The 26,473-nt window shown below is 37.1% G+C and carries 22 protein-coding genes; 3 read left to right on the top strand and 19 right to left on the bottom strand.

What is annotated here, in order from left to right:
- Positions 1-79 precede the first annotated feature (79 nt).
- From N8L90_RS02685 to N8L90_RS02620, 14 genes are all read right to left on the bottom strand, one after another.
- Positions 80-1,168, bottom strand: a complete 1,089-nt coding sequence (locus N8L90_RS02685; protein ID WP_261024014.1) for an EpsG family protein — start codon at positions 1,166-1,168, stop codon at positions 80-82.
- Positions 1,165-2,604 (bottom strand): flippase, encoded by a 1,440-nt coding sequence (locus tag N8L90_RS02680; protein ID WP_261024013.1) that lies wholly within the window; start codon positions 2,602-2,604, stop codon positions 1,165-1,167. The genes N8L90_RS02685 and N8L90_RS02680 overlap by 4 nt, the downstream gene beginning before the upstream one ends.
- A gap of 15 nt (positions 2,605-2,619) precedes the next feature.
- The gene (locus N8L90_RS02675; RefSeq protein ID WP_001222838.1) at positions 2,620-3,540 is read right to left on the bottom strand and encodes a glycosyltransferase family 2 protein; all 921 of its coding nucleotides are present in this window, start codon (positions 3,538-3,540) and stop codon (positions 2,620-2,622) included.
- On the bottom strand, positions 3,537-4,646 hold the full coding sequence (locus N8L90_RS02670; RefSeq protein WP_000756508.1) for a glycosyltransferase family 4 protein: 1,110 nt from the start codon (positions 4,644-4,646) through the stop codon (positions 3,537-3,539). Before N8L90_RS02670 ends, N8L90_RS02675 begins: the two co-directional genes overlap by 4 nt.
- On the bottom strand, positions 4,643-5,737 hold the full coding sequence (locus tag N8L90_RS02665) for a glycosyltransferase family 1 protein (RefSeq protein ID WP_000590692.1): 1,095 nt from the start codon (positions 5,735-5,737) through the stop codon (positions 4,643-4,645). The genes N8L90_RS02670 and N8L90_RS02665 overlap by 4 nt, the downstream gene beginning before the upstream one ends.
- A 16-nt stretch (positions 5,738-5,753) precedes the next feature.
- Positions 5,754-6,911 carry a glycosyltransferase gene (locus N8L90_RS02660; protein ID WP_232616441.1) on the bottom strand — a complete coding sequence of 386 codons (1,158 nt, stop codon included), beginning with the start codon at positions 6,909-6,911 and terminating at the stop codon, positions 5,754-5,756.
- 8 nt (positions 6,912-6,919) lie between these two features.
- Positions 6,920-8,146, bottom strand: coding sequence for a glycosyltransferase family 4 protein (locus N8L90_RS02655; RefSeq protein WP_004248660.1), 1,227 nt, complete (start codon positions 8,144-8,146; stop codon positions 6,920-6,922).
- An 8-nt stretch (positions 8,147-8,154) separates the two neighbouring features.
- Positions 8,155-8,790, bottom strand: a complete 636-nt coding sequence (gene cps4E, locus N8L90_RS02650) for a capsular polysaccharide biosynthesis protein Cps4E (protein WP_000787302.1) — start codon at positions 8,788-8,790, stop codon at positions 8,155-8,157.
- 354 nt (positions 8,791-9,144) lie between these two features.
- Positions 9,145-9,828 (bottom strand): tyrosine-protein kinase, encoded by a 684-nt coding sequence (locus N8L90_RS02645; RefSeq protein WP_261024012.1) that lies wholly within the window; start codon positions 9,826-9,828, stop codon positions 9,145-9,147.
- 9 nt (positions 9,829-9,837) lie between these two features.
- On the bottom strand, positions 9,838-10,530 hold the full coding sequence (gene cpsC, locus N8L90_RS02640; RefSeq protein WP_261024011.1) for a capsular polysaccharide biosynthesis protein CpsC: 693 nt from the start codon (positions 10,528-10,530) through the stop codon (positions 9,838-9,840).
- A gap of 8 nt (positions 10,531-10,538) precedes the next feature.
- Complete coding sequence (gene cps4B / locus N8L90_RS02635; protein ID WP_000565324.1) at positions 10,539-11,270, bottom strand: capsular polysaccharide biosynthesis protein Cps4B; 732 nt, start codon at positions 11,268-11,270, stop codon at positions 10,539-10,541.
- Position 11,271: 1 nt separating this feature from the next.
- Positions 11,272-12,717: an LCP family glycopolymer transferase CpsA gene (gene cpsA / locus N8L90_RS02630; protein ID WP_153193581.1), complete on the bottom strand. Its 1,446-nt coding sequence runs from the start codon at positions 12,715-12,717 to the stop codon at positions 11,272-11,274.
- Between the two features lie 392 nt (positions 12,718-13,109).
- Positions 13,110-15,068 (bottom strand): peptide ABC transporter substrate-binding protein, encoded by a 1,959-nt coding sequence (locus N8L90_RS02625; RefSeq protein ID WP_261024010.1) that lies wholly within the window; start codon positions 15,066-15,068, stop codon positions 13,110-13,112.
- A gap of 195 nt (positions 15,069-15,263) precedes the next feature.
- On the bottom strand, positions 15,264-16,871 hold the full coding sequence (locus N8L90_RS02620; RefSeq protein ID WP_261024009.1) for a glycoside hydrolase family 13 protein: 1,608 nt from the start codon (positions 16,869-16,871) through the stop codon (positions 15,264-15,266).
- Positions 16,872-17,023: 152 nt separating this feature from the next.
- Between N8L90_RS02620 and N8L90_RS02615 the strand changes: the two genes are divergently transcribed.
- Positions 17,024-18,508 carry a DUF1846 domain-containing protein gene (locus N8L90_RS02615; protein WP_153193587.1) on the top strand — a complete coding sequence of 495 codons (1,485 nt, stop codon included), beginning with the start codon at positions 17,024-17,026 and terminating at the stop codon, positions 18,506-18,508.
- A gap of 94 nt (positions 18,509-18,602) precedes the next feature.
- Positions 18,603-19,085, top strand: a complete 483-nt coding sequence (locus N8L90_RS02610) for an S-ribosylhomocysteine lyase (protein WP_153193589.1) — start codon at positions 18,603-18,605, stop codon at positions 19,083-19,085.
- A 59-nt stretch (positions 19,086-19,144) separates the two neighbouring features.
- Here N8L90_RS02610 and N8L90_RS02605 read toward each other — a convergent pair whose 3' ends face one another.
- The 5 genes from N8L90_RS02605 to rsmH form a co-directional block, all read right to left on the bottom strand.
- Positions 19,145-21,250, bottom strand: coding sequence for an AAA family ATPase (locus N8L90_RS02605; protein ID WP_261024008.1), 2,106 nt, complete (start codon positions 21,248-21,250; stop codon positions 19,145-19,147).
- A 335-nt stretch (positions 21,251-21,585) separates the two neighbouring features.
- The gene (gene mraY, locus N8L90_RS02600) at positions 21,586-22,566 is read right to left on the bottom strand and encodes a phospho-N-acetylmuramoyl-pentapeptide-transferase (protein ID WP_261024007.1); all 981 of its coding nucleotides are present in this window, start codon (positions 22,564-22,566) and stop codon (positions 21,586-21,588) included.
- Position 22,567: 1 nt separating this feature from the next.
- The gene (gene pbp2x / locus N8L90_RS02595) at positions 22,568-24,820 is read right to left on the bottom strand and encodes a penicillin-binding protein PBP2X (protein WP_261024006.1); all 2,253 of its coding nucleotides are present in this window, start codon (positions 24,818-24,820) and stop codon (positions 22,568-22,570) included.
- Positions 24,821-24,823: 3 nt separating this feature from the next.
- The gene (gene ftsL, locus N8L90_RS02590; protein WP_000227825.1) at positions 24,824-25,141 is read right to left on the bottom strand and encodes a cell division protein FtsL; all 318 of its coding nucleotides are present in this window, start codon (positions 25,139-25,141) and stop codon (positions 24,824-24,826) included.
- 9 nt (positions 25,142-25,150) lie between these two features.
- Positions 25,151-26,101 (bottom strand): 16S rRNA (cytosine(1402)-N(4))-methyltransferase RsmH, encoded by a 951-nt coding sequence (rsmH, locus tag N8L90_RS02585; protein WP_261024005.1) that lies wholly within the window; start codon positions 26,099-26,101, stop codon positions 25,151-25,153.
- A gap of 166 nt (positions 26,102-26,267) precedes the next feature.
- Between rsmH and N8L90_RS02580 the strand changes: the two genes are divergently transcribed.
- The gene (locus N8L90_RS02580; RefSeq protein WP_001082472.1) at positions 26,268-26,462 is read left to right on the top strand and encodes a helix-turn-helix transcriptional regulator; all 195 of its coding nucleotides are present in this window, start codon (positions 26,268-26,270) and stop codon (positions 26,460-26,462) included.
- Positions 26,463-26,473 lie beyond the last annotated feature (11 nt).

The raw sequence follows: 26,473 nt of genomic DNA, 5'->3' as shown, positions 1-26,473 counted from the left end.
TATACCGTATTTCTTTATATTTTTATATTATAGACCACTCTTGTAGTGTTTGCAAAGTACAGACATAAAGAATATAAAATCAGTTAAATAAATTTGGCAAAAGTGCCTCATAAAAATAAAGGACATTTTCTCTTAGATACCACCAAAAACAAGTAGCACCTAAAACTCCGAAAATAATATAAAGCCCACTCTTTAATTTTATAAATGATTGTTGCATAAATGGTTGTAAAGCTGCAATAGCTACAAAATTTAAAACAACAGTAAAAATTAAATAGCGAGTAAATGCTGTACTAAACATAATTAGGGGTAAAAAAATTGTACTAAAAATGCTATGTTGATACGCCAAGTTTATAAAATTGGTCACTTCCTGAGGGACATTTGAAACTGTTTTTGCAATCTTTCTGAGGTTAATACTAATTAGTAGGTTGAAAACATAGTAACTATCATATAATATAAAACCAAGACGAGTCGATTTCGCTGTATAATACATAACACGACTTTTAGTTGCCTCACTCCCTAGCAGTTCAAATATTTTAGTCAAGTAGCTAGAATTATTACCTACCAATAGATTAATAATAATTAACACTGTAGATATAAATACCAATGCCCATAGCATCTTACTAGTATTTTTTTGTCTATAAAAAATAACAAATGGTAAGAAATAAATAATAGATCCATGAAACAGAAACGCTATGAACATCAATCCTATGAATATGAATCGATGATTTTGTGAAAGATAATAATGCGCTATAAGTGCTACACTAGCTGCTAAAAAGAATCTTAGAACTTCTAAAGTATAAAAGAAATAAAAAAGAGATAGCAATAAAATCAGAAGATTATAATTACAATGCAATTTTTTAGCAACAAAATAGAAACATGCTGAGGAGAAAAGGAAAATACATGCTAAAAAAACTTGAAAAGAGATGGAGTGATGTGAAAACCAATCTGCAAAAAAATTATACGCATGGTCTGAAAAATACAGACTACTTTTTCCTACAGCATATCTTGCACGATAATGAGTTAAATCTGAAAATCCTCCTCGGATATTTCCTGCATAGATAAAAAACAAAACTAACCAAGATAAAAATGCTAGAAAATTTATACGTATCCTATTGACTACGACTAGTAGATTTGTTAAAAAACTTATATAAAATAAAGCTGAAATCATCTACTTTTTTTGAATCCTTTCTTTACAAAATCTAATGCTTGAAAAACAAATACATCTCGCGTCAACAAGCTCAAACCAAAGTAAACTACTATCCCAAGAACGATTTGCTTAATAGTTGTTCCATAATTTGCTGGATATCCTTTGAACGAAACAATAATAATTATCCCCATTATCATAGAATAAATGAGATATTTAAATAATGACTTCAAAATAGGTATAATAGGTATATCCTTTGACATTATATAGTATTGAACTATAACAGAAGAAGTAAGTGATACTATAGTCGCTAAACAAACACCTACTACTCCAAACATTGGAGCAAGTAACAAATCTAATAGAATATTTAAAATTGCAGCTAAAGTATTAGAAAAGAATAAGACTTTTGTTTTATTAACTGCAACAAAATACTGACTACCTGAGACTCCTAGTAAAGCATTGCCAACAGCAATAGGAGCAAGCCATTTAAGAGCATCTATAGATGGCATAAAACTTTCGCCTAAAAACCACGGAACAAAAGTATCTGCAATAGCATAAAGGCCAATCGACAATGGAACAGCTAAGAACAAAGAAAATTCAGCTGCAGTTATCAGATACTTTTTCATATTGTCTAACCGTCTATTACGAAATTCATTTGCTATTCGGGGCATCATAACAGAATTTAATACTACTATTAAAGAAAGTGGTATCTGTATAATCTTCTCTGCATTACTATAGTAAGAAACATTGCTGATTCCCGAACTTAAAGACCCTAGAACAATTTTATCAGCAGATAACATAATTTGCATGATGATACTTGGTAAAAATAGTTTGAGACTCCCTAAAATAATCTCCGTAAAACGATTAATATTTATCTTTGGTCTACTAATAAACATCCTTAGTTGACTATAAGCTGATAAATTAGCTACTAAAACAGAGAGTCCATATATGAGTACATATAGAGTTAAATCTGTTTCGCTTTTTACAAATAAGAAGGTCGCTATCGTAAATAATAACTTAGCAATAATGTTTTTTAAGACAACATACTGCATTTCCTCTAAGCCACGATAGAACCAAGTACAGTCAAGAATAGATCCGAAAAGCCAAATAGAGAACAGCTGAAAATAAACTTGATAATTTGAATTTATGTTAGAAAAAATGTATAAGAAGAATAGTGAAAAAAATCCTAAAATAATCTGAATAGCTAAAATACTCCAAAATGCCTCTGATAGTTCCTCTTTATTATCTCTAGTATAGGCACATTCGCGATTTCCATAGTGACCAATACCTAATAAACCTAAAGTGTAAACCAAAGTAACGATTGAATTGACATAATCATAAATTCCTAACTGGTGTGCGCCTAATACTCTAGCAACATATGGAGTAATCAATAGTGGCAATATTAAAACTACCACTTGATAAATTAAGTTATATAGATAATTTTTAGAAATTTTACTCAAAACTCTTCTCTCTCATTATTTTTTCAAAAACACTAATATATCCGATAATAAATTGCGGAATGTAGGATAATAAGTATAATACTTCAATTGGAAATGAACTATTTGCATCAGAGTACCATCTTTTAAAATATCTCTACGTCTCTCAAGAACCATTGCCATATTTTCAAGTTGAGAAATTATTTTTATGTCTAAATGTTCTTTACGAGCCACATCAAGTAAGAAAACTGCAATTTGATGACTCGTATCCACTTCAACAACTCGCCGTTCACGATTAAGAGATTGCTTAGGAGCAGAAGCACTTGTTTCGTGGCGACGAAAATGTATTAAGCGTTTTAAGTATAGATATAGAGTTCCTCTTATCATAGCTAGATTCCATAAAATATTATCATGGCCAAATCTATCTATATCATACTTTTCTAACAGAACTATTAACTCACGCTTAACTGCAAAAGTACATCCTGGTCTCATAACAGAAATACTCTTGTTTTTTAACGAAAACGGGACTACAGCACCATTATCTAACTCAACATCCTTAATCTTGACTTTATCATTTCTACCAAAATCGAGAATCTCATAGTTACTAGCCAATAGTTCTATTGATGGCGATTTATGAAACTCTTTTACCATCAGTGAAATTTTATCTTTATTCCAAATATCATCTTGATCACAAAGAAAAACTACATCTCCTGTTGTCTTTTGAAGCGCTTTTCTAAAGTTTTTTCTCCAACCTATATTAGATGAGTTTTTAATCAATATCCAATGATCGAGATGATACTTCTGAATATACATATTAAGTAAATCAACTGTATTATCTGTTGAACAATCATCAACAATAATAACTTCATCAGCCATTAAACTCTGAGTACGAAGCGATTCTAGCTGCTCTAGCAGATAATCTGCTCCATTATAGGTTGTCATTGCAATAGATATCCTCATTTTTCCTCCATAAATTTCAAATGCTCTTCAACCATTGTTTCGATAGTGTAGTTTCTAATAGTAGATAAAGCATTTTGAGATAATTGAACTCGTAATGAGTCATCTTGTAATACTTGGCTTAACTTTTGAAAAATAGCTTTCCAGTCATCGACCCTATCAATAACATATCCATTATAACCATTCGAAACAAGTTCAATTGCAGCAACACATGCAGATGTAGAAATAACAGGAAGTCCCTGCGACATTGCCTCGTTTACAACAAGTCCCCAAACATCCGACTTTGTTGGTAAAACAAATATATCAGATAGCTTGTAGTATTGTTTCAGTTCAGATGTCTGTAAAAAATCAATAAAATGAAAACGGCTATCTTGTCCAATAAGAGTAAGCAAGTATTGTTTGTATTCACTATCGGGACTTGGCCCTACAATTAAACATTGTACATTGTCTGATAAATTCTGAACAGCCTTGATTAGAACATCCACACCTTTACCAGGGATGATTCTACCAACAAATAAAATTGTTTTCTTAGTTGGACTGAATCCCAGTTTCTTTCTTAAAAATTGTTTTTCTTTCTCATCGACAATTTGATATCGTATGTCTTTCTCTGACAAGGAAGTAAATGAATACCGATAAATATTTTCTTTATTCACATGATAATGCGCTAAGAAATCATCACTGGACTGACTTGGGCTAAAATAATAGCAAGGTTTTGTAAGAATAAATTTTTTAAACTGGTATTTTAAAAAATTCTCGCTTTCTGGTATCTTACCACCATCAATTTCTAATACAAACGGTATCTTAGAAAAAACACACTTTAAATAACCAAATAATTCTGTTCGATAAGAATAATTAGTCAAAAAAATATAGTCATATTTTTCAGGAATTAAATACTGAAATATAGCTGAATTTAATTTCTTCTCATCAATATTACCTTCACTTAAAAAAATGGCGGTAAAATTTTTAAAAGTCTCACGGTAATCAAATCTAATATCTTGAGCTCCTGTTGCTTCAAAAATAACAGTTAAATCTACAAATTTCCCAAGTTGATTATAGAAATCCACACGATAAGGCGATGGAATATTAGTTACAAATAATACTTTTTTCATGATTTATCTAGAATTCTTTCATAAGTTTTTGTTAACTTATTAACCATATCAGACAGGTTATAACCCTTAGCAATAATTTTATCAACTGCCCCAGTATCCCGTTCTTTGATCTCCAAAATCGTTTCACACCAATATTTAACTGTTTCATCCAATGATAAAAAACGTATATTATCAGTTAAATTAATCTCACTTGGAACAGTATCAGAAACTACTAATGGTAAACCGTTGACTTGCATCTCTACCATAGCTATACTAAAACCTTCAAAAAGAGATGGGAAAACACCTACATCAAATACATTAATCAATTTGTTCACATTAGAAGACTCACCTAAAAAACTAATCTTATCCAATATTCCTAATTGATTTGCTTGCTTTTTAATAACCTCTTCCAATTCTCCCTTACCAATCAGAACGAGATGAGCATCTTCTCTTTCATGTACAACTTCCGCAAAAACTTTAAGAAGGAAATCATGATTCTTCTGATAATCAAATCGCCCCACATGGCCAATAACAAATTTATTTTCTAAATTTAATTCCTTACGTAAATCTTTAGATAGTTGTGGACTATAGATGAACTTTTGAACATCAATAGCATTAGGAATAACTTCAAAAGAGTGATTCCCATACAACCACTCTCCTGCTTTTTCCGAACAAGCCCATAGATGAGTAGCATATCTAGGAATTTGCTTCTTGAGTTGCTCATTCAAAAACTTCTTTAATAAACTTTTGTTTGTATAGTTTGTATTATGGCAATGTGAAATACGAATAGGAATATCACACTCTTTTGCAATAGATAAGATTGTACTATTTCCTGCATCAGCATGCGCATGAACTACATCATAATTTCCATCCAACATAATTTGTTTAATTTGGCGATAATTTTTTAGAGGATTCTTTCCTCTGGCAGGAACTCTAAAGATTTTACCCCCAAGATTTAAAATATCTTCATCGCGTACACCTTTGGACAATGTATGGACTAAAAAATCAATTTGAATTTTTTCAGAATGCATTTTTTCATAAACATTCATCATAAAGGTAGATACACCGCCTCTATCCATAGTCCCGCCGTTAACGTATAAAATCTTTATCATATCAACTCCAGTTCCACTAGTATAAATTGAGTATATTTTCCACAAAATACTCTTTTGACAAATTAAAATTAGGATTTCTTTTACATTGACTCACTTCTTTTAGGGATTCTAGTATAGAAGTAACAGTTCTATCACTACACACTATACCGTACATATGTGTACTTTCTATACTCCCCCCAGTTGGGTAGCTCACAACTGGTGTCCCACAGGCAATAGCTTCTAAATTAGTTGTCGGATAATTATCCTGTGTTGTCGGGTTGATAAATACATCTGCCAATGTGTACCAAGCAGAAAGTTCTTCCACACTATCTGTTGTGGCCAGACCAATAATCTCTTTAGGAAGTTTATTCAATTGTTCTTTTGATAACCCTATCAAAACTAATTGTTGATAAGATTTTAGCTGTGCAGATAATTCTAATAAATCATCCAAGCCTTTACGCTGATCCCAGATAGAAGCTATACCAAGCAATACCTGTTTTCCTTCTAAGCGGAATTTTTTTCTCAGTTTCTTAGCCTCTAATAGCCTTGGTTTAAATATAGTAGTATCAATACCATTATGAATGACTGTTACGGGATATTCTTTCAAAAATGAATTTCTTACCAAATTTGCCAACCACTCCGATGGCGTAATAAGCGTTAAATTTGGAATCCCTGTAAACAATTGTTTTTTACGTTTAAAATTTCTAGATGAAAAATCAGTTAATGACTTTGGATAATCGTTTTTTTGACTTGAATGATAGCACCGTCCATTTTTCTCACATTCTAAAGTATCAAAGTAAGCACCATGTCCCGTAAAAGCCCAACAATCATGTAAAGTCCATAAAATCTTCTTTCCACATGTCTTTAAATAGGAAAATAATTCTCCTACATGAATATAGTAGCCATGTAGATTATGAAGATGAATGATATCAGGATTATATTCTTTCACCCAAGTGATAAATTTCCTAGTTGCCGCTTTACTTCCAAAACCAGCATCATCAAAAATTCGAGCTTGTAAGACATGCCTATTTACATCCATTCCAGACCCTATCTTAACCGCGTAATCTCTATACTGTGTCGGCACATGCTCACGTCCATATGCAATCTTAACTTCATGACCCTTTTTTGTTAAAGCGGTTGCGATATCCGTACAAATTCTTCCTGTACTCCTAATACCACAAACACTATTAATCATTAAAATTCTCATGAGGAAAATTCCTCTCTCAAATAATTTTCTAACTGTGCCATAAACTGCTCTTTAGAAAAGTGCTTCTCATAGTAATAACGAGCTTGCTTTCCTAACTCCTTTTGTTCTTCTACAGATAACATGCTGAACTCACAAATATTTTGTGCTAATTGTTCCGCATCTTGTTCAGGACTGACAAAACCACACTTTGCTTCTTCTATAATTGTTTTAGTATCTCCTGAAATTGCACCTATAATTGGTTTCCCTGCCGCCATATAAGATTGTACCTTCCCAGGTATAGTACGAGAAACTATCGAGTCTCCTATTAAAGAAACTAACATAGCATCTGATTTTTTATAGAAGGTAGGCATTTCTTCCAAAGAACGTCTTCCATAAAAGGAAACATTCTTCAACTCCAATTCATAAGCTAATGCTTTCATTCTTAACAATTCCGTACCATCTCCAACAAAATGAAAATGAATTTTCTTGGGTAAATCAGCATTCTTTTCTATCAAGCTGGCAGCTTTCAAAATAGTTTCCAAATTTTGTGCTTTACCAATATTACCAGCAAAAGTTAAGTCAACACTTTCTTTATTAACTTTCGATTCATCAGGGATAAACAGATCTTCTGCATATTGTGGCAAATAAGTAATCTTTTGTTCTAATATATCAAATTGTTTCACAAAATAATTCTTAAATGATGGACTAGTTACAAATATATAATCACTAGCTCGATAAACTTTTTTTGAGATAAATTTAAACAACTTGAAAATCAAGCCATCTTGTTTCACTCCCCCTACAGTTAAACTATCTGGCCAAACATCCATACAATATAGAAACAGAGGCTTCTTGTACTTGTTTTTATAAGCCATACCAGCCCATGCCATCATAACTGGAGACAATTGATTAACGAACACACAGTCAAAATTCGATCCATCTTTCGTTTTATACTTTCCTAATAAAACTCCTAAAGTAGAACTAATTGCAAAGCTAAAATAGTTCAACAATCGAAATACAACACTTTTCTTCCTAGGAATTGTGTAAGAACGATAGATCGTAACACCTTCTATAATCTCACGTCTTTTTTTATTATGACGATAGTCTGCGTATATTTTCCCTTCAGGGTAATTAGGAATCCCAGCTAAAACAGATACCTCATGTCCTTTTCGGACTAAATCTTCGCAAATATCTGACAACCTGAATGGTTCCGGCTTATAATGTTGGCAAACAAATAGTATTTTCATTGTCCAATTTAACTTTCTTTCTTACCACTACCCTCTACAATACCTTTTCGTTTCAGTACGTAAGGTATTGTCTTAACTATACATCTAATATCCATTATCAAAGACAGATGTTTAACATAGTAGCCATCTAACTCTGTCTTCATTTCAACAGATAAAGTATCACGCCCGTTAATTTGTGCCCATCCAGTTAACCCTGGCAAGATATCATTTGCTCCATACTTATCTCTCTCTGCAATCAAATCTAGTTCATTTATACCCGCTGGTCTAGGGCCTACAATACTCATATTACCAATAAGAATATTAAACAATTGTGGTAGTTCATCCAAAGATGTTTTTCGCAAGAAAGCCCCTACTTTTGTAATCCATTGCTCTGGATTATGTAAGTTTCGAGGTGCCACATTTTTAGGTGCATCTATTTTCATAGACCTAAATTTCAAAATATAGAAATATTCTTTATGAATACCAAAGCGTTTTTGCTTAAATATAACCGGACCTTCTGAATCAAGCTTAATCGCAATTGCAATTATCATAAAAATCGGACACAATATCATTATCCCTATTAAAGATAATAAAATATCACCTAATCGTTTTATTATACTGTACATAAACATTCTCCAACTATAAATTCCATTTTCATTTTTCATTTTATTTCCATTCGGCAAATGAAATCAGGCAGCACATGCAACTACAAAAAATCAATATATATTTTGTTACTCAATGATTCTCAGAGATATAATTCTTTTATCCTCTATGTCAGATAAAACTTTTCTCCACCTAAAGAAAAGTTATTTGTTTCAGTAATATATGAGTTCTCAATAATGCATTAGAAGGCTCAGTTCAATTGTTCTTCCAAACAGACCGAATATTATTTGAAGAAATATCGGTCTCTGAAATTGCAATCAGTATATAAGCTAGTAAACTAACAGGTACATTCTATAAGATTACCATAGTTATATTATAGAAATCCCGTCCTTCTATATGGCCTCCCTAACCTCATTTTATCTTTTACCGTAATTACCATAACCACCGTAAGAGCCATATTTTTCACGTTGAATATCAAATTTATTGAGAACGACACCTAAAAATGGTTTTCCTGTTTGCTCTAATTGTTGTTTCGCTTTTTGGACATCACGCTTATTCGCCTCACCCATTGCAGTTACCAAGATGGACGCATCACACTTTTGAGTGATAATGGCTGCATCAATAACAATTCCAATAGGTGCTGTATCAACAATGATATAATCAAAATATTTACGCAAGGTTTCAATCATATCATTAAAATTTTTACTTTGTAACAAGGCCGTAGGGTTTGGTGATACAGATCCCGATTGAACTACAAATAAATTTTCAATATTTGTATCGCATAAACCGTGAGATAAATCAGTTGTCCCAGATAAAAATTCTGTTAGCCCTGTAATTTTTTCACGAGATTTAAAAACTCCTGACATAACCGAATTTCGAATATCTCCATCGATCAAAAGAGTTTTATAGCCTGCACGCGCAAACGACCATGCTATATTTATGGAAGTAGTTGATTTTCCTTCCCCAGGGTTAACAGAAGTAACGGAAATCACTTTTAGTTTATCTCCGCTCAACTGTATATTTGTACACAAGGCATTGTAATATTCTTCTGTCTTCTTAATGAACTCCAGTTTTTTTTGTACTATTTCTAATGTCGGCATCTCTCTCTCCTATTTCAACTTATCCAAGTTTGGTACAACTCCCAAAAGTGTCATCTGCAGTGCATCTTCGATATCTTCCGGACGTTTCACACGAGTGTCCAAAAGTTCAAGAAGAAGAACGATAACACTAGTACCAATTACCCCAGCCAAAAAACCAATTAGTGTATTGCGTTTAATGTTTGGCGAAGACGGTGATATCGCCGGTCTGGCCTCCTCCAGTGTTGTCACATCAGAAACACGAGTAATACTGATAATTTTTTGAGCAGCTACTTCTCTCAAAGAGTTAGCGATACGGCTTGCCTCTTCAGGAACTCGATCATTAACTGAAATAGAAACAATACGGGTATCAACTGGTACTGTCACTTTAATTTTACTAGCCAAACCTTTTGGCGTCAAATCTAGTTTCAAATCAGAAACAACTTTCTCCAAAACATCCTGCGATAGGATAATTTCACGATAGTCTTTAACCAAGTACGATCCTGCCTGCAAGTCTTGATTTGTTAAACCAGACTTCTCTCCTTGATTACGGTTAACTACATAAATCCGAGTCGTACTAGTAAACTCAGGTTTGATAACAAAAGTACTGTAGGCAAAAGCAACTGAAGAAGTTATAATTGCCACTAATAAAATGACTAACTTTCTTTTCCATAAAGTTCTGAATAGTTGAAATACATCGATTTCCAAAGTGTTTTGATCTTTCATATTTTCTCCTAAATTAATTGATCCATTATAATTTTTCTGGGATTTTCTACAAAAAGTTCCTTCGCTTTTTTCGCTCCATATTTCTTAGCAATGATATCGTATGCCTGTTCCATATATGGAGGTCTACTGTCTAAATTGTGCATGTCACTTGCAACTACATGAACTAAATCACGTTCCAAAAAATACCGAGCTCTCTTTTTCATAAATTTATATCTTTCACCAAAGAGCTTAGGTTTTAAAACATGATAACTATTTATCTGAGTATAGCAACCCATATCAATCAGTTCGCGAACGCGTTTTTCATTATTCTCTAAAGCATCATAACGTTCAATATGAGCAATTACTGGTGTGATTCCCAACATCAAAATATTACTCAATCCCGTATGAATCTCACGATAGGGAGTGTGCATGCTAAACTCAATCAAAGCATAACGGCTATCATTAAGGGTAGGAATTTCTTTTTTTTCTAGCTTTTCTAGAACATCCGAAGTATAGTATATCTCTGCTCCATAAGCAATGACTAAATCATCTGCTACTTCTTTTGCAATTTCACGAACCTTAATAAAATTTGTTGCAATTTTTTCTTCTGGAGTTTCAAACATTCCTTTTCGACGATGTGAAGTAGACACAATCATTCGAACCCCTTGATTATAAGCTTCTCTTAAAAGTGCCTTGCTATCCTCTATCGACTTTGGCCCATCATCTACATCAAAAACGATATGCGAATGGATGTCTATCATTTCATCTACCCTCCATCACATCCTGTATAGCTGCCTTGACTGTAGCTAAACTACTATCATCTATTTCCATCATATAGAGACTACTGTCTGGCATTGCATAAGAAGGAAGATCCATCCGACCTGTCCCTTTTAAATCTTGAGAATTTACTTTATAATTTCCTCCACTTTCCAACTGAGTATTCACTAGATCCATCATAGTCTCAATCGGCATATTTGTTTGAAGAGAATCCTGCAATCCTTGAAGAATACTACTATAATTTTTCAAGGCCTCTGTAGAAGTTAACTTCTGAATAATTGCTACAATAACCTTTTGTTGGTTGCGACCACGGTCACGATCTCCATCGGCTAGTGAGTAGCGTTCACGCACAAAACCTAGAGCTTGCTCAGAGTCTAGATGGACATTTCCCACTGGAAAATGGAACTTCCCATGTAGAGCTGAAAACTCTTGATCGTTATGAACATCTACCCCTCCCAACAAGTCAATCAATTTCAAAAATGAGGTAAAATTCAAACGAACATAATAATTAATATCTACTCCATAAAGGTTCTCTAAGGTATGAATAGATGAATCAACCCCGTATATACCAGCATGAGTCAATTTATCCTTTTGATTGTTTCCACCATCAGCAATAGGAACATATGAATCTCGTGGAGTTGTTGTAAGAAGGATTCTCTTCGTATCCCTATTGACCGTCATCAGAATATTGACATCTGAGCGCGAAACTGAACTAATGGCACCGTAAGTATCAATACCACTGACATAGATATTAAAGAAACGATCTTTAGATACCTTAGGGGTCTCAACATCCTTGGTCATTTTTTTAGTGTAAATTTTCTTAATTTTAGAAGCATAATCTGGATACTCTGCTTCAATAATATTCTCAAATACACTATTTAAGACAATGGCTTTGGCCTCTCCAGAAATCAAACTTTTATAAGTTGACAAGTAAGAAGTACTTTTATCAACTGTCAAATCCTTATTTTGACTCGTCTTAATATCAGCTATTAACTTTTGAATATTCTCATTATCCGTATCTGTTGGCCCCATAACACTAGATAATTGGGCAACATTATTGATATCGCTATCCTTTAAAACAACAACACTGAGGGAATACTCTGAATAATTTGAAGTTGCATTAATATGACTTGTAAATCCTACAAATTGTTGCAGAGCAAATACAGAAACTGAACTCACTAACACAGCAAGTGTTAAAAAGAAAATCGTGAACTTTTCTGCTTTTTTATAAATTATTAACATTGCGGCAATCACAGCCACCATTAAAGCAAAAACTGCGACTACTATATTAACGTGCCTGAAAGCAAGTATATTGTACTTAAAGATTAAGAACAATAAAAAACCAACTAACAATAAATAAATAGTCAGCAAAACTATATTAACACTTCGCTTCACTTTCTGTGAACGTGATTTTTTAAAACGTCTACTCATGATTAACACCTATACATTTAATGCTACTATTATATCACTTTTTTACGGTAAGTTCTACATTTACCTAGTTTATAAACATTCTTAGATATAGGTTATTTGGACATCATAAGCACTTATACTCTTCGAAAATCTTTTCAAAGTACGTCAGCGTCCATCTACAACCTCAAAACAGTATTTTGAGCTGACTTCGTCAGTTCTATCTACCACCTCAAAGCTGTACTTTGAGCTAGCTTCCCAGTTGCTCTTTAATTTTCATTGAGCATTAAACCATCAAAATCAATACAACATTTCATTTACCATTCAACATAACTAGACAACTACTAGCCCGTACAGCCAAAAAACAGCCCTATTAAGACGGCTTTATAAAAACCATCCAATAGAACTGCTCCTTATTATTTAACATGCTTTTCTGCTTCTTTTTGAGCTTTTTCGATTGCTTTTTTGCTTTCTTGCTCCCATTTAGTTTTGGCTTCTTCATACTGTTTAGTTGTAACAGTATCTTTTTGCAGTTTCATGTACTTGTAGTTATTGCCATCACCCTTGATACCGACCAGTGAATACCCTCTTGTAAATGGCGTTACTTTGGTTACAGATGCTGTACCACCACTTGACATGGCTGACATAATCAGAGAATTGTCAATCATCCAAGCCTGTGCTTCAGCATATTTTTCATAGCGTTTGGCTACATCTTTATTTTCACTATCTGCATCTTTGAGCATCTTGGTGTAAGTATCAAGACCCAGGCTAGCAATCTTAGCTTTATCTTCCTGAGCATCTAGACCAAAGATCTTGAGGTAGAATCCATCCTCAGCATTGAAAGGATTAAGATAAGTTGACGGATCTTGGTAGTCACCTACCCAACCATCAAAGTTCAAATCATAGTCTCGATCAGCTGGTGTCGGTGCCAAGAAGGCTACATTATTAAAATCATCTGTTGAAAGTTGCTGAACATCAATGACGATGTTATCAGCACCTAAAACTGATTCAAGGGTCTGCTTAACTGAGTTCATGCCTGTCACGGCATTTTTACTTGTCTGATCAACTGCCACATCCAAGTGAATAGGGAAGGTCACACCTTGACTCGCCAATTCTTTTTTAGCTTCTGCAAATTTTGCTTGGGCTTTTTCTTTGTTAAAATAGGCATCCTGAGCATCTGCCAAGTTAATACCTGACCATTCTGTTCCGTAGTTGACCAATTTAGAAGCGACTACTTCTCCAAAGGTCTTGTCTCCAACTTGGACAAATGTCGGAGGTACTAGGGTGTTACGAAGGGTCTTGCTTGCTGCTTCTTCCCCATTTGACTGAGCAGAATAGGCTGTACGATCCAAGGCAAAGTTCACCGCTTGACGGAAGTTCTTGTTCAAGACAGCTGTCTCAGTTGATTTCTTCTGCTCATCTGTCGTTTTAGATGTGTGGTTGTAGGCCTTACGATTGATGTTAAAATTGAAATACCAAGAAGTCTTGTCCTGCAAGCTATAGACGATATTATCCTTATATTTTTCCTTGGTCTTAGCAAAGTTAGAACTATTTGGATAAACCCCAGCGATAGAATAAGCTCCACTTTCAAAGTTACGGATAGTCAATTCTTGGTCTGAACCATCAAAGTAAGCCAATTTAACATGTTCAATTGATACTTTATCATGATCATAGTAATGCGGATTTTTCACATACTCGATAGATGATTTTGATGTGAAATCTTTTAACAAATAAGGTCCGCTGTAGAGAATGCTATCTGGAGATAGGGTACCAAAATCTTTCCCTTTTGAATTTAAAAACTCTTCATTTACCGGGAAAAGAATACTATTGGTTGTTTTTGAATTCCAGTATGGCTCTGGACGTGCCAAAGTATACTCAACAGTCTGGTCGTCAATGGCCTTCACCCCAACCTTAGAAAAGTCAGAATCCACTCCTGTAATATAATCATTCAATCCCTTGATCGAGTTTTGAATCAAGTCAATGGCCTGTGATTTATTGTCCACTGCGTACTTAATCCCTGTCACAAAATCTTGTGCTTTGACTGGGGCGTACTCTTCACCGTCAGCTGTGAACCATTTGGCATCTTTTCTCAGTTTATAGGTGTAAGTCAGACCGTCGCTTGAAACAGACCAGTCTTCTGCCAAAGATGGAACTAGGTTTCCATGGTTATCATTTTCAAGCAAGCCATCAACTAGGTTAGTAATAATAGCTGTATTATCAGCGTAGTAGTCTAATAAATAATTAAATGTAGTTGGGTTTCCACTAAAGGTTGATGAGTAAGTTTTTGTATCTGAACCTGATTGACCGCAAGCAGCTAAAAGCAAGGCAGCTGCAAAAGTCAGGCCCGCACTAAGGACACGCTTTTTTGTAGTCATCTTCTTTCTCCTTTATGTTAGTTTTTGTAACATAAGTTTATTTTACCAAAATAGTGGGAATTTGTAAAGTTAATTGAATTTCGAGAATGAAAATTTATAAACTTTAGTCATAAAAAAACAAAGAATCTCTGTCTTTCATACAGTCTTCCCTTGTTTTTATACGATTTCGATTTTAAATTTTTCTGTAAAAAATATTTATAGTAATTCCACACAGAAAGCATCCCATGGAGCTAAGATTTGTTTTTCAAAAACTTCTTGAGCCACGGTGTTTTCAATTAAGACCGATTTGACGTTTCCTTCTACGGTCAAGTCTTGCTCTTCATTGGACAAGTTAGCCACAACTAGAAAACGATAGTCCCCATCTTTACGGATATAGGCAAATACCTTTTCAGCCGTATCAAGCAATTTAAAATCAGCTCGAATCAGCCAGCTATTCTCCTTACGGATTTGAACCAGTTTCTGATAGGTATAGAAAATAGAATCTGGATTTGCCAGCGCTTCTTGAACGTTGATTGCTTGATAGTTTGGATTCACTGCCAACCAAGGTTGACCTGTTGAGAAACCAGCATTTTTGCTTTCGTCCCATTGCATAGGGGTACGGGCATTGTCACGACCAATGACACGGATACTGTCCATGATTTCTTCCATCGGAACACCTTTTTCAAGAGCTTCACGCGCATAGTTGAGGGATTCAATATCTTCTACTTGCTCCAGCGTTTCAAACGGATAGTTGGTCATCCCAATCTCCTCACCTTGGTAGATATAAGGAGTTCCTCTCATGAGATGAAGTAAGATTGCAAAGGCTTTGGCAGATTTTTCGCGGTATTCCTGGTCATTTCCCCATATTGAGACGATACGAGGAAGGTCATGATTGTTCCAAAAGAGTGAATTCCAGCCGTCCTCAACTCCTAATTCTGTCTGCCATTTGTTGAAAATCTCTTTTAACTTAGCAATATTCAGTTCTTTTTGATAGTGCCATTTAGGCTGACCTTCCTGATACTGAAGACCGATATGTTCAAACTGGAAGACCATAGACAACTCTTGCCCTTTTGGATCCGAGTAGAGCTTAGCAATTTCTGGTGTTGCTCCCCATGTTTCCCCTACTGTTAAGAGATTCTTATCTCCAAAGGTCGCCTGATTCATCTCCTTGAGATAAGGGTGGAGCATAGGACCATTATTGACTACCTTCTCGTCAGGAATTTTCCCAATCATGTCAATGACATCCATGCGGAAACCACCAATACCTTTATCAATCCAAAAGTTCATCATCTCATAGATTTTCTGGCGAAGTTTTTCATTTTCCCAGTTGAGATCAGGCTGTTTCTTGCTGAAAAAGTGGAGATAGTATTGACCTGACTTTTCATCGTATTCCCAAGCAGATCCACTAAAGATAGAATCTAGATCGTTGGGCTCATCTCGCCAGATATAGTAGTCACGTTCAGGGCTGTCAGGATTTTCACAGGCCTCGACAAACCAAGCATGCTCATCTGAGGTATGATTGACCACCAAGTCCATGATGATACGAATATCACGTTTCTTAGCTTCAGCGATTAGTTGGTCCATATCCTCCATGGTCCCGAAAATAGCTGCAATCGCTTGATAATCAGCAATATCATATCCATTATCATCCATAGGACTGTCATAAACAGGAGAAAGCCAAATCGCTGTGATTCCTAGCTTGGCTAGATAGTCTAACTTACTGGTAACTCCTGGCAAATCGCCAATTCCATCTCCGTTGCTATCCATAAAGCTCTTAGGATAAACTTGATAGACTACGGCATTGTGCCACCATTTTTCTTGCATCTTCTTACCTCATTATTTTAATAATCTGTAGTCTATGATAGCGCTTTTTGGAATTTTGTGCAAGCGTTTGCCTAATCTTTTTGATTCCTTTTTTAAGTCCATAGTTTCCTAACTTCCAATTTTTTATTATAATAGAGGTCAGAGGTAAAAAAATGAAAAAACAAGCTTTTAGTTCTGAACAATATTTGAATCTACAGCGCGACCACATTTTGGAGCGCATTAACCAATTTGACGGCAAGCTCTACTTGGAGTTTGGTGGCAAAATGTTAGAAGATTTCCACGCTGCTCGCGTCCTTCCTGGTTATGAGCCTGACAACAAAATCAAACTCTTGCAAGAATTGAAAGAGCAGGTTGAGGTTGTGATTGCCATTAATGCTAGCAACATCGAACATTCCAAAGCACGTGGTGACTTGGGCATTTCTTATGACCAAGAAGTTCTTCGTCTGATTGATAAATTCAATGAATTGGGAATTTTTGTTGGCTCTGTTGTCATCACACAGTACGCTGGCCAACCAGCTGCAGATGCCTTCCGCAACCAGCTTGAGAAAAATGGAATTGATTCTTATCTTCATTATCCAATCAAAGGATATCCGACGGATATGGACCACATCATTTCTCCTGAAGGTATGGGGAAAAATGACTACATCAAAACCAGTCGCAACTTGATCGTCGTAACTGCTCCTGGACCTGGTTCTGGAAAATTGGCAACCTGTATGTCCAATATGTACCACGACCAAATCAATGGTATCAAGTCTGGCTACGCTAAATTTGAAACCTTCCCAGTTTGGAATCTTCCCCTTCATCATCCAGTCAACTTGGCCTACGAGGCTGCCACAGCTGACCTTGATGATGTCAACATGATTGACCCCTTCCATCTCCAAACCTATGGAGAAACCACTGTCAACTACAACCGTGATATCGAGATTTTCCCAGTGCTCAAGCGCATGTTAGAACGCATTCTAGGTGAATCTCCATACGCTTCACCGACAGATATGGGGGTCAACATGGTTGGTTTCGCTATTACAGATGATGAAGCTGCTGTCGAAGCTTCTAAACAAGAAATCATCCGTCGCTACTATCAGACTGTTCTTGATTTCAAAGCCGAAAAAGTTGGCGAAGCTGCTGTCAAGAAAATTGAGTTGCTTATGAACGACCTAGGTATCACACCTGCAGACCGCAAGGTTGCTGTCGTTGCGCGTCAAAAAGCAGAAGAAACTGGCGGACCAGCCCTAGCCCTTGAATTGCCTAGCGGGGAAATTGTCACAGGTAAGAACTCAGAACTCTTTGGCCCTACAGCAGCTGCTCTTATCAACGCTATCAAGAAATCAGCTGATATTGCTAAAGAAGTGAAACTAATCGAACCTGAAGTTGTTAAGCCAATCCAAGGTCTTAAAATCGATCATCTCGGTAGCCGCAATCCACGCCTTCATTCAAATGAAATCCTGATTGCACTTGCTATCACAGCTACGGAAAACCCTGACGCTGCGCATGCCATGGAAGAACTTGGTAACCTCAAAGGAAGCGAAGCTCACTCAACCATCATCTTGACAGATGAAGACAAGAATGTCCTTCGCAAGCTAGGTATCAATGTAACCTTTGACCCTTACTACCAATACGACCGCTTGTATCGTAAGTAAAGCTTCGAACCTCTCCACCCTCGGAGAGGTTTTCTCTCTGTCTCAAGAGCCAGCTTTATGTTATAATGAAAGAAGAAAACTGAAAGGATTTACCATGTCAAAAGAAGTTATTGTTGAAAGTTTTGAACTTGACCACACCATTGTTAAAGCACCCTATGTTCGCTTGATTGGGGAAGAAACAGGACCAAAAGGAGACATCATCTCCAATTATGACATTCGCTTGGTGCAACCAAACGAAGACTCTATCCCTACTGCTAGTCTTCACACTATTGAGCACCTCTTAGCAAAACTCATCCGCACCCGCATTGACGGCATGATTGACTGTTCACCATTTGGTTGCCGCACAGGTTTCCACATGATTATGTGGGGACGTCACACCAGTGCTGAAATCGCAGCTGTTATCAAGGATTCGCTCAAGGAAATCGCTGAAACTACTACTTGGGAAGACGTCCCTGGAACAACCATCGAATCTTGCGGTAACTACAAGGATCACAGCCTCTTTTCTGCTAAAGAATGGGCTAAACTCATCCTTGAACAAGGGATTTCAGATGATGCATTTGAGCGTCATGTGATTTAAACACAAAAAAGGAACCAGTTTTTCAGCTGGTTCCTTCTTTTTATTCTCAAAATTCTGTCTTAAACTTTTTCACGAATGACTAAAACGCCATCTTCCATATCTGCTTCCAGATGTTTAGCATCTAAATGATCCAAGTGGAAGTCTGTGACTTTGTCACGGATTTGTTGTTCAACCACACGACGGAGTGGACGAACACCCATGACTTCATCGTAGCCTTCCTCAGTCATGTATTCTTTAGCAGCTTCGCTCACTGCCAAGTCAATGTCTTTCTTAGAAAGCGTCTTGTTAACTTCAACCAACATAAGGTCTACAATCTTAGAAAGATCTTCTTTGCTCAAGTGTGAGAATTCGATGACAGCATTGAAACGGTTAAGGAATTCTGGACGGAAGTAAGGTTTCAAACGATCCATCAATTCTGGTTTATCCGCATCTTCTGTCAAGTTAGCTTCGTAACCAAAGCCTGCGTTTGAAGTTGCGATAATCACCGTATTCTTGAAGTTGACAGTGTTACCTTGACCATCTGTCAAACGACCATCGTCCAAAACTTGGAGGAGAAGGGTGATGACTTGAGGGTCAGCTTTTTCAATCTCATCCAAAAGTACGATTGAGTATGGATTGCGACGGACGCGTTCTGTCAAGGTATTGTTGTTGTCATCGTAACCAACATAACCTGCAGTTGTACCAATCAATTTAGATACGGCTGTGCGGTCGCTGTATTCTGACATGTCCAAACGGATGATAGCATCTTTCGTTCCGAACATATCAAGAGCCAATTGTTTAGCCAACTCAGTCTTACCAACACCAGTAGGACCTACAAAGAGGAAGCTACCGATTGGACGGTTACCTTCATCAAAACCAGCACGGTTACGACGGATAGCTTTTGCTACTGCTTCAACGGCCTTATCTTGACCAATAACTTTCGTCTGCAAACGATGACCCATATCTTTCAAACGTTCGATGTCCGTAGCCCCCATTTGAGATACTGGAATACCGGTCATTCGTTCTACAGATTCAGCCACATCGTTGACACTTGCAGTCACTTTCATATCTTCTGTATGGTTTTCGATTTTCTTTTCCAATTCTACAATGCGTGTTTTATAGTTTAGAGCTGCTTCAAAATCTTCTGCCTCAACTGCTTTTTCTTGCTTGTCTTTTTCTACCTCAATTTCACGTTCAACAGCATGCACATCTGTTACAGGATGCTGAGCTGCCAAGTGAGCTGCCGTTACATCGACAAGGTCAATAGCCTTATCTGGCAAGCTACGTTGAGGAATATACTGAACAGAATAATCCACCGCCGCTTTCAAAACTTCGTCTGGCAAGATGACATTGTGGTGGTGTTGATAGAGATCACGAATTCCTTGAAGGATTTTAAAAGTATCCTCTGCTGAAGGAGCATTGACCTTCACTTCGTTGAAACGACGAGCAAGGGCTGCATTCTTCAAGATGGTGTTACGATATTCGTCTTGAGTTGTTGCCCCAATCACTGTCAATTCTCCACGAGAGAGAGCTGGCTTGAGAATATCCGCAAGCCCTTTAGAACCACTGTCTCCACCAGTGCTACCAGCACCGAGAATTTGGTGAATTTCATCAAAGAAGAGAATGATATTTCCCGCTTCTTTTACTTCATTGACTAAGTTTTGAACGTTTTCTTCAAAGCTACCACGGTATTGAGTCCCAGCCTCAATACCTGAGATATCAATGGAAATAATTTCCTTATTCTTAATAGCAGCTGGAACATCACCATTCACAATGGCTTGTGCCAAACCTTCGACAACTGCTGTCTTACCAACACCTGCGTCTCCGACTAAAACAGGATTGTTCTTAGTACGGCGTGAAAGGATTTCAGATGTCTCTTGAATTTCCTTGTTTCGTCCGATAACAGGATCCAACTTGCCTTCACGAGCTTCTGCTGTCAAGTTACGACCTAGTTTAGCAAGCACACCGTCTTGTTTCATACCTGATGCCTGTTGTGGCATTTTTCCATCAACTTCTGCATTTCCTGGTAATTGACCAGTCGCACGATAGTGAGCAAATTCCTCAGGTGTCACTTCACGTCCATTAATCAAGTAACGACGATTTTCAGAACTGTATCCTCGCATACCACCCATCAATTGGTTAAATAAATCATCCATGTTGTTAAAATTATTAAAGTTGTTATTCATATTCTTTACCTCTTTTTGTTATTTATTATTACTGATATTGACTATCTTTGACCTTTGTTTTAAAAAATTTAGACTAGCTAGATTGCTACTCTACGTACTATTTCTGGTTTTTCTTTTTCAAGCAGGAGTAGACTATCTTTACTTCTGAAGATTTCTAGATTAAACATAGACCCCACCTCTTTCTTTTTTACTTTAAATAAGTGTTCTAGTAAGGCTTTCATTTACCTTACGTTCATAATATACTACATTAGTCAGAAAAGGTCAAGAGATTTGACTTTAATTGACCAATATTTTTTTAAAAAGCAAAAACACCCTGAAACATCAGAGTGCCATTCTTATATCAAATACAAAATTGCTAGTGTCAAGAGACTTGCTAGAAGTCCTACTCCCCAAAAGAAGAAGTCAACCTTCCACTCGCTCCAAGGATTTCCTTTACCAGACAATCCTCCAAGTTCAAAATGGTGATGCACAGGCGTCATACGGAAAATACGTTTACCACCTGTCAGTTTGAAATAGCTGACTTGCATCATGACCGAAGTTGTTTCAAAGACATAAACAATTCCGATAATCAAGAGAGTCCATTCTTGGTGGAGGGCCATAGAGATAGCTGCCAGCATTCCACCTAAAGCCAAACTTCCCACATCTCCCATAAAGACTTTAGCAGGCTTATGGTTAAAGACGAAGAAACCGAGTAAACCACCAATCATGGCCAGAATCACCAGAAGAATATCCATCTGACCTTGCACATAGGCAATAATTCCATAAGCAGACAAACTAATCACCACTGAAACACTAGCTAGACCGTCAATACCGTCGGTCAAGTTGACTGCATTTGAAAAACCAACTAGCCAAAAAAGGGCGAAAAGAATATAGAAAATCCCTAGATGTACTTGGTAACCAAAGACTGAAAGCATATCGCCACCGCGATCATAGAAAAGGTAGAAAACGACCCCTCCTAGGAGCTGAAGAGCCAATTTTTGCTTAGGATTCAGCCCCTCATTGATTTTACGAAAGACCTTGAGAAAGTCATCTAAAAATCCGACAAGTCCATAAAGGACCAAGATGAACAAAATCATTCCCACATTATTGGTCAATTGTTTTGAAAAAAGAGCAACGAAGAAACTCACCACAACTGCAGCAATGAGGAAAACAAGTCCCCCCATAGTTGGCGTGCCAGCTTTTGCCTGGTGCTGTTTGACATCCTCATGCATCTGCTGGCCTGTAATTTGCGCCTTTCTATAAAATTGGATAAAGGCCGGAATTCCTACCAAAGTTAGTAAAAATGTCACAATTCCAGCACTGATGGAAATAAACATATTAGTCTCCTAAAGTTAATGTAATTTTTTTAATGTCCTTGATTGCTGTGTTAGCACGAACATCTTGCTTCTGCACAGTAGAGCCCGAACCTTCAAATACAAGTTCTATATTTAACCACTTAGAAAAAGCTTCTGCGGTTGCTTTTGTCCAACCATACATATCTGGAACTTCCTCTGCTTTATCAGATAAGAGGAGAACTTGCTGGTTAGGTGCAAGATTAGTCCCTTCTTCTACAGATGATTCTTTAATCTTTGTTCCTGTTCCCACAACGATTGGTTGCACAATATTGCGACGTAAGGCTTCCGCCAAATCGCCAGGTGAAATGTCCTTGATGCTAGGCATGGCATAAGCGCTTTGATTGGTTACCTGATCTAACGTTTTAGCGGTAGATTGGAGGTTAAGGGAATCTTTCATAGCCACTGCCCTTTCCAAGATAGGATTGGCAAATTCCCCCAACTGAATACCTGAATAATGCTCAGGCTGTTGAACCGTCACATAGAGAATAAAATCAGGATTTTCAGCAGGGTTCATCGATACAGCAGAAAAAATGTAATTGGTCGTACCAACTAAGTAACCTCCATTTTTCTCATCGGCAATCTGGGCTGTACCGGACTTGAGGGCGACATTTTGACCAGGAACAGTTACAGTTGGCTTGCCTGTGCTGTGGTTATGCATGGTTCCATAAACTGGATCTGTTCCTACCAAAACCATGTTGGTTCGAGTTAGACTGGCTGCATCTTTGGAAACAGGATTTCCTACAATCTCTTTTTGAGATTTCCGAACGGATTGGTCATTTGGGTCATACAAGGCACTGATAAATTTAGGTTCTAACATGACTCCATCGTTGGCAATAGCCGTGAAGGCACGAATCATTTGCGTCTGGGTTACTGAAATCCCTTGTCCAAATGAACTCTGAGCAATATTTACGATATTGTCAGCTGGAAGTTGACCTGCATATTCATCCGTCAAGCCAAAACGAGTCGGAACACCAAATTTAAAGCGATTTAGATAATCAAGCCAGGTAGCATCTCCCATCTTTTGCTCAAGAAGCGTCATCCCAACGTTACTTGAGTGCGCGAAACCTTGAGAAAAGGTCATCATTCCTCCGCCAGTTAATCCTTCATTGACGTCCCAATCTCGGATAGTAGCATCTGCTACTTTTAACTCACTACTATTGAAAACTTCTCCTCCTGGGAAAGTGTTATTATCAATAGCAGCAGCGAGAGTCATGACCTTCATGGTTGACCCTGGTTCATAGTTACTTTGATAGAGGATATCACGCCAAACAAAGTCCTTAGTCAGCCCTTCCTTAGTATCTGCATCAAAGGTCGGCCGTTGCGTCGTTGCAAGAATTTCCCCCGTTTTAGCACTAACCAAGGTTGCTGTCATATACTTGCCTTTTACTTTCTCTTGAAAGGCATTCATCTGTGTCTCCATGAAGGACTGAAGGGTGCTGGAAATCGTTGTATAAACATCCTTGCCATCTACCGTTTGTTGGGAAACTTGTTCCGTTCCGGGGACAATATTACCCAGACGATCTTTTTCATAGGTAATAATGCCATCTTTCCCTGCAAGAATACTATTCAAGGAACTCTCCATCCCAGAAGTTCCCAGCAAACTCTTGCTACCATCCTCATTTTCATGGAGTTGAGCTAAACCAATAAAACTAGAAGCGAATTGTCCATTTGGATAGCTTCTGTTTGGGCTAGTTGTGAAGTCAATTCCTTCAACACTAGCGTCTTTCAAATCCTTTTTAATAGCCATCATATTGGCATAGGTAATTCCATTTCCTTTGGCACCAAAAGAAACTTGAGTCAGATTCGGTTGAGACAATTGTTCTTTAACATAAGCCTCGTCCATATCCAAATACTTATGGAAAACCTCTGCTACCTTATTAAACTGGGCATCTTCTACATAAAGAATTTTACCCGTTGCTGATTTGTATTTTTTATCAATGACAGCATAGACATTATAGGAGGTTGCGTCTTCAGCAATCGGGACTCCATTTCGGTCATAAATAGTCCCACGCTTGGCAGGGACTATACGGGTTATTTGGTGAACTTTCTTAGCCTCTTTGACTAGATCCGTTCCAAATTTACTACCACTCCCGATAATAACAGCAAAATTGACCAAAAAGACAGCGAAAAGTACGACAGCTAACAAGCTGATGTACTTCCCCACTATTTTACGGTTTTCTGCTGGAGATTTACGGTTTCTAATCGCAAATCGGGTTATTTTTTTTGTCCACTTCATATCTTACTCCGCTGATCGAATATTCTCATTATTCAATTTTAAGTCCTTAGAATTTGCGATTTCTTTCAAGCGTTCTGCCCTCAACAATTCATTTACCTCTTGTTTGGCATCATCCAACTCTGTCTTCTTCTCCTCTATCTGCGCATTGATTTTTGTCAGATCATTTTGTACTTGTAGGAGTCGAGTCTGCATAAAAATAATACTAAGCGCCAAAACGAGAGCTGTAAACGCAATGGAAAGATAAAAAGCCTTCTCCACACGGGAGAATTTTTTTATACGACTCTGCAAGAATTGACTGGTTGTTTCTTTTTTATCTACCATTTTTTCCTCTTACTTGTGAATTTTTCTGGCCACGCGCAACTTAGCTGAGTGCGAGCGGTTATTGGCTTCTAATTCTTCTGCACTTGGCAAGATTGGTTTACGGGACACCAATTCCATCTTGGGCTTGAGATCATCTGGAATGAAAGGCAAGCCTTTTGGAACTTCAACTGTTGAAGCTTCCTTGAACAATTGCTTGGTCAAGCGGTCTTCTAAGGAATGAAAGGTAATCACTGAGATTCTACCATCTAGAGCCAACATATCCATAGCCTGCTGGATAGACTCATCTGCCGCCCCCAGTTCATCGTTAACTTCAATTCGAATAGCTTGGAAAATCTGCTTAGCAGGATGGCCCTTCTTCTTGAGTTCCTTGGCAGGTTTGGCCGACTTAATAATTTCTGCCAATTCAGTCGTAGTCTCGATTGGCTTGACTTCCCGAGCTTGTTCAATCTTACGCGCAATCTGTTTAGAGAATTTATCCTCACCATACTTGAAGAAAATACGAACTAAGTCATGATAGTCATAGTGATTCACCACTTCATAGGCTGTCAAACTAGCATCCTGATTCATCCGCATGTCCAGTGGCGCATCCTTTTTATAAGAAAAACCACGCTCACGCTGGTCCAGCTGAGGACTAGACACTCCCAAGTCATAACAAATTCCATCAATTTCCTGAACACCAATTTCACGCAAACGTGCCTGTAAATGACGGAAGTTATCCTTGATAAAGGTCACCATTCCCTTTTCAATGTAGGGTGCCAAGCGTTTTTGTGCATTATCAATAGCATTCTGATCCTGGTCAAAGGCATAGAGATGGCCTTTTTCACTTAATTTACTTAATAAATATTCGCTATGGCCCGCTCCACCCAAAGTCGCATCAACGTAGATACCGTCAGGCTTTACGTCGAGCATATCAATCGTTTCGTGGAGTAAGACCGTTACATGATGAAATTCTTTTGTCATATCTTATCTATTTTACCACAAATCTGACTAGCTTGCACTAGTCAGACAAATAGGCCAAAAACAAGTAAGATTTCTTTAAGAAATATGTCAAATATGCTTGACATTCGCTCTATAGAAGAATATAATATAGTCAAATATATGCGATACAAATCAGAAAGGAGAACAGATGAATCGTGTGAAAGAATTTCGCAAGGAACTAGGTATTTCACAGCTCGAACTCGCCAAGGATATCGGTGTCTCGAGACAAACCATCAATATGATTGAGAACGACAAGTACAACCCAACTCTGGAACTCTGTCTCAATCTCGCCCGCAGCCTCCAAACTGACCTCAACAGTCTCTTTTGGGAGGAAGATTTTTAAAAAAGGAGCAA

Source organism: Streptococcus mitis, from assembly GCF_946190115.1.
Lineage (GTDB): Bacteria > Bacillota > Bacilli > Lactobacillales > Streptococcaceae > Streptococcus > Streptococcus mitis_CO.
Note: the sequence above shows the minus strand (reverse complement) of the source record. Positions and strands in the feature narration are given on the sequence as shown.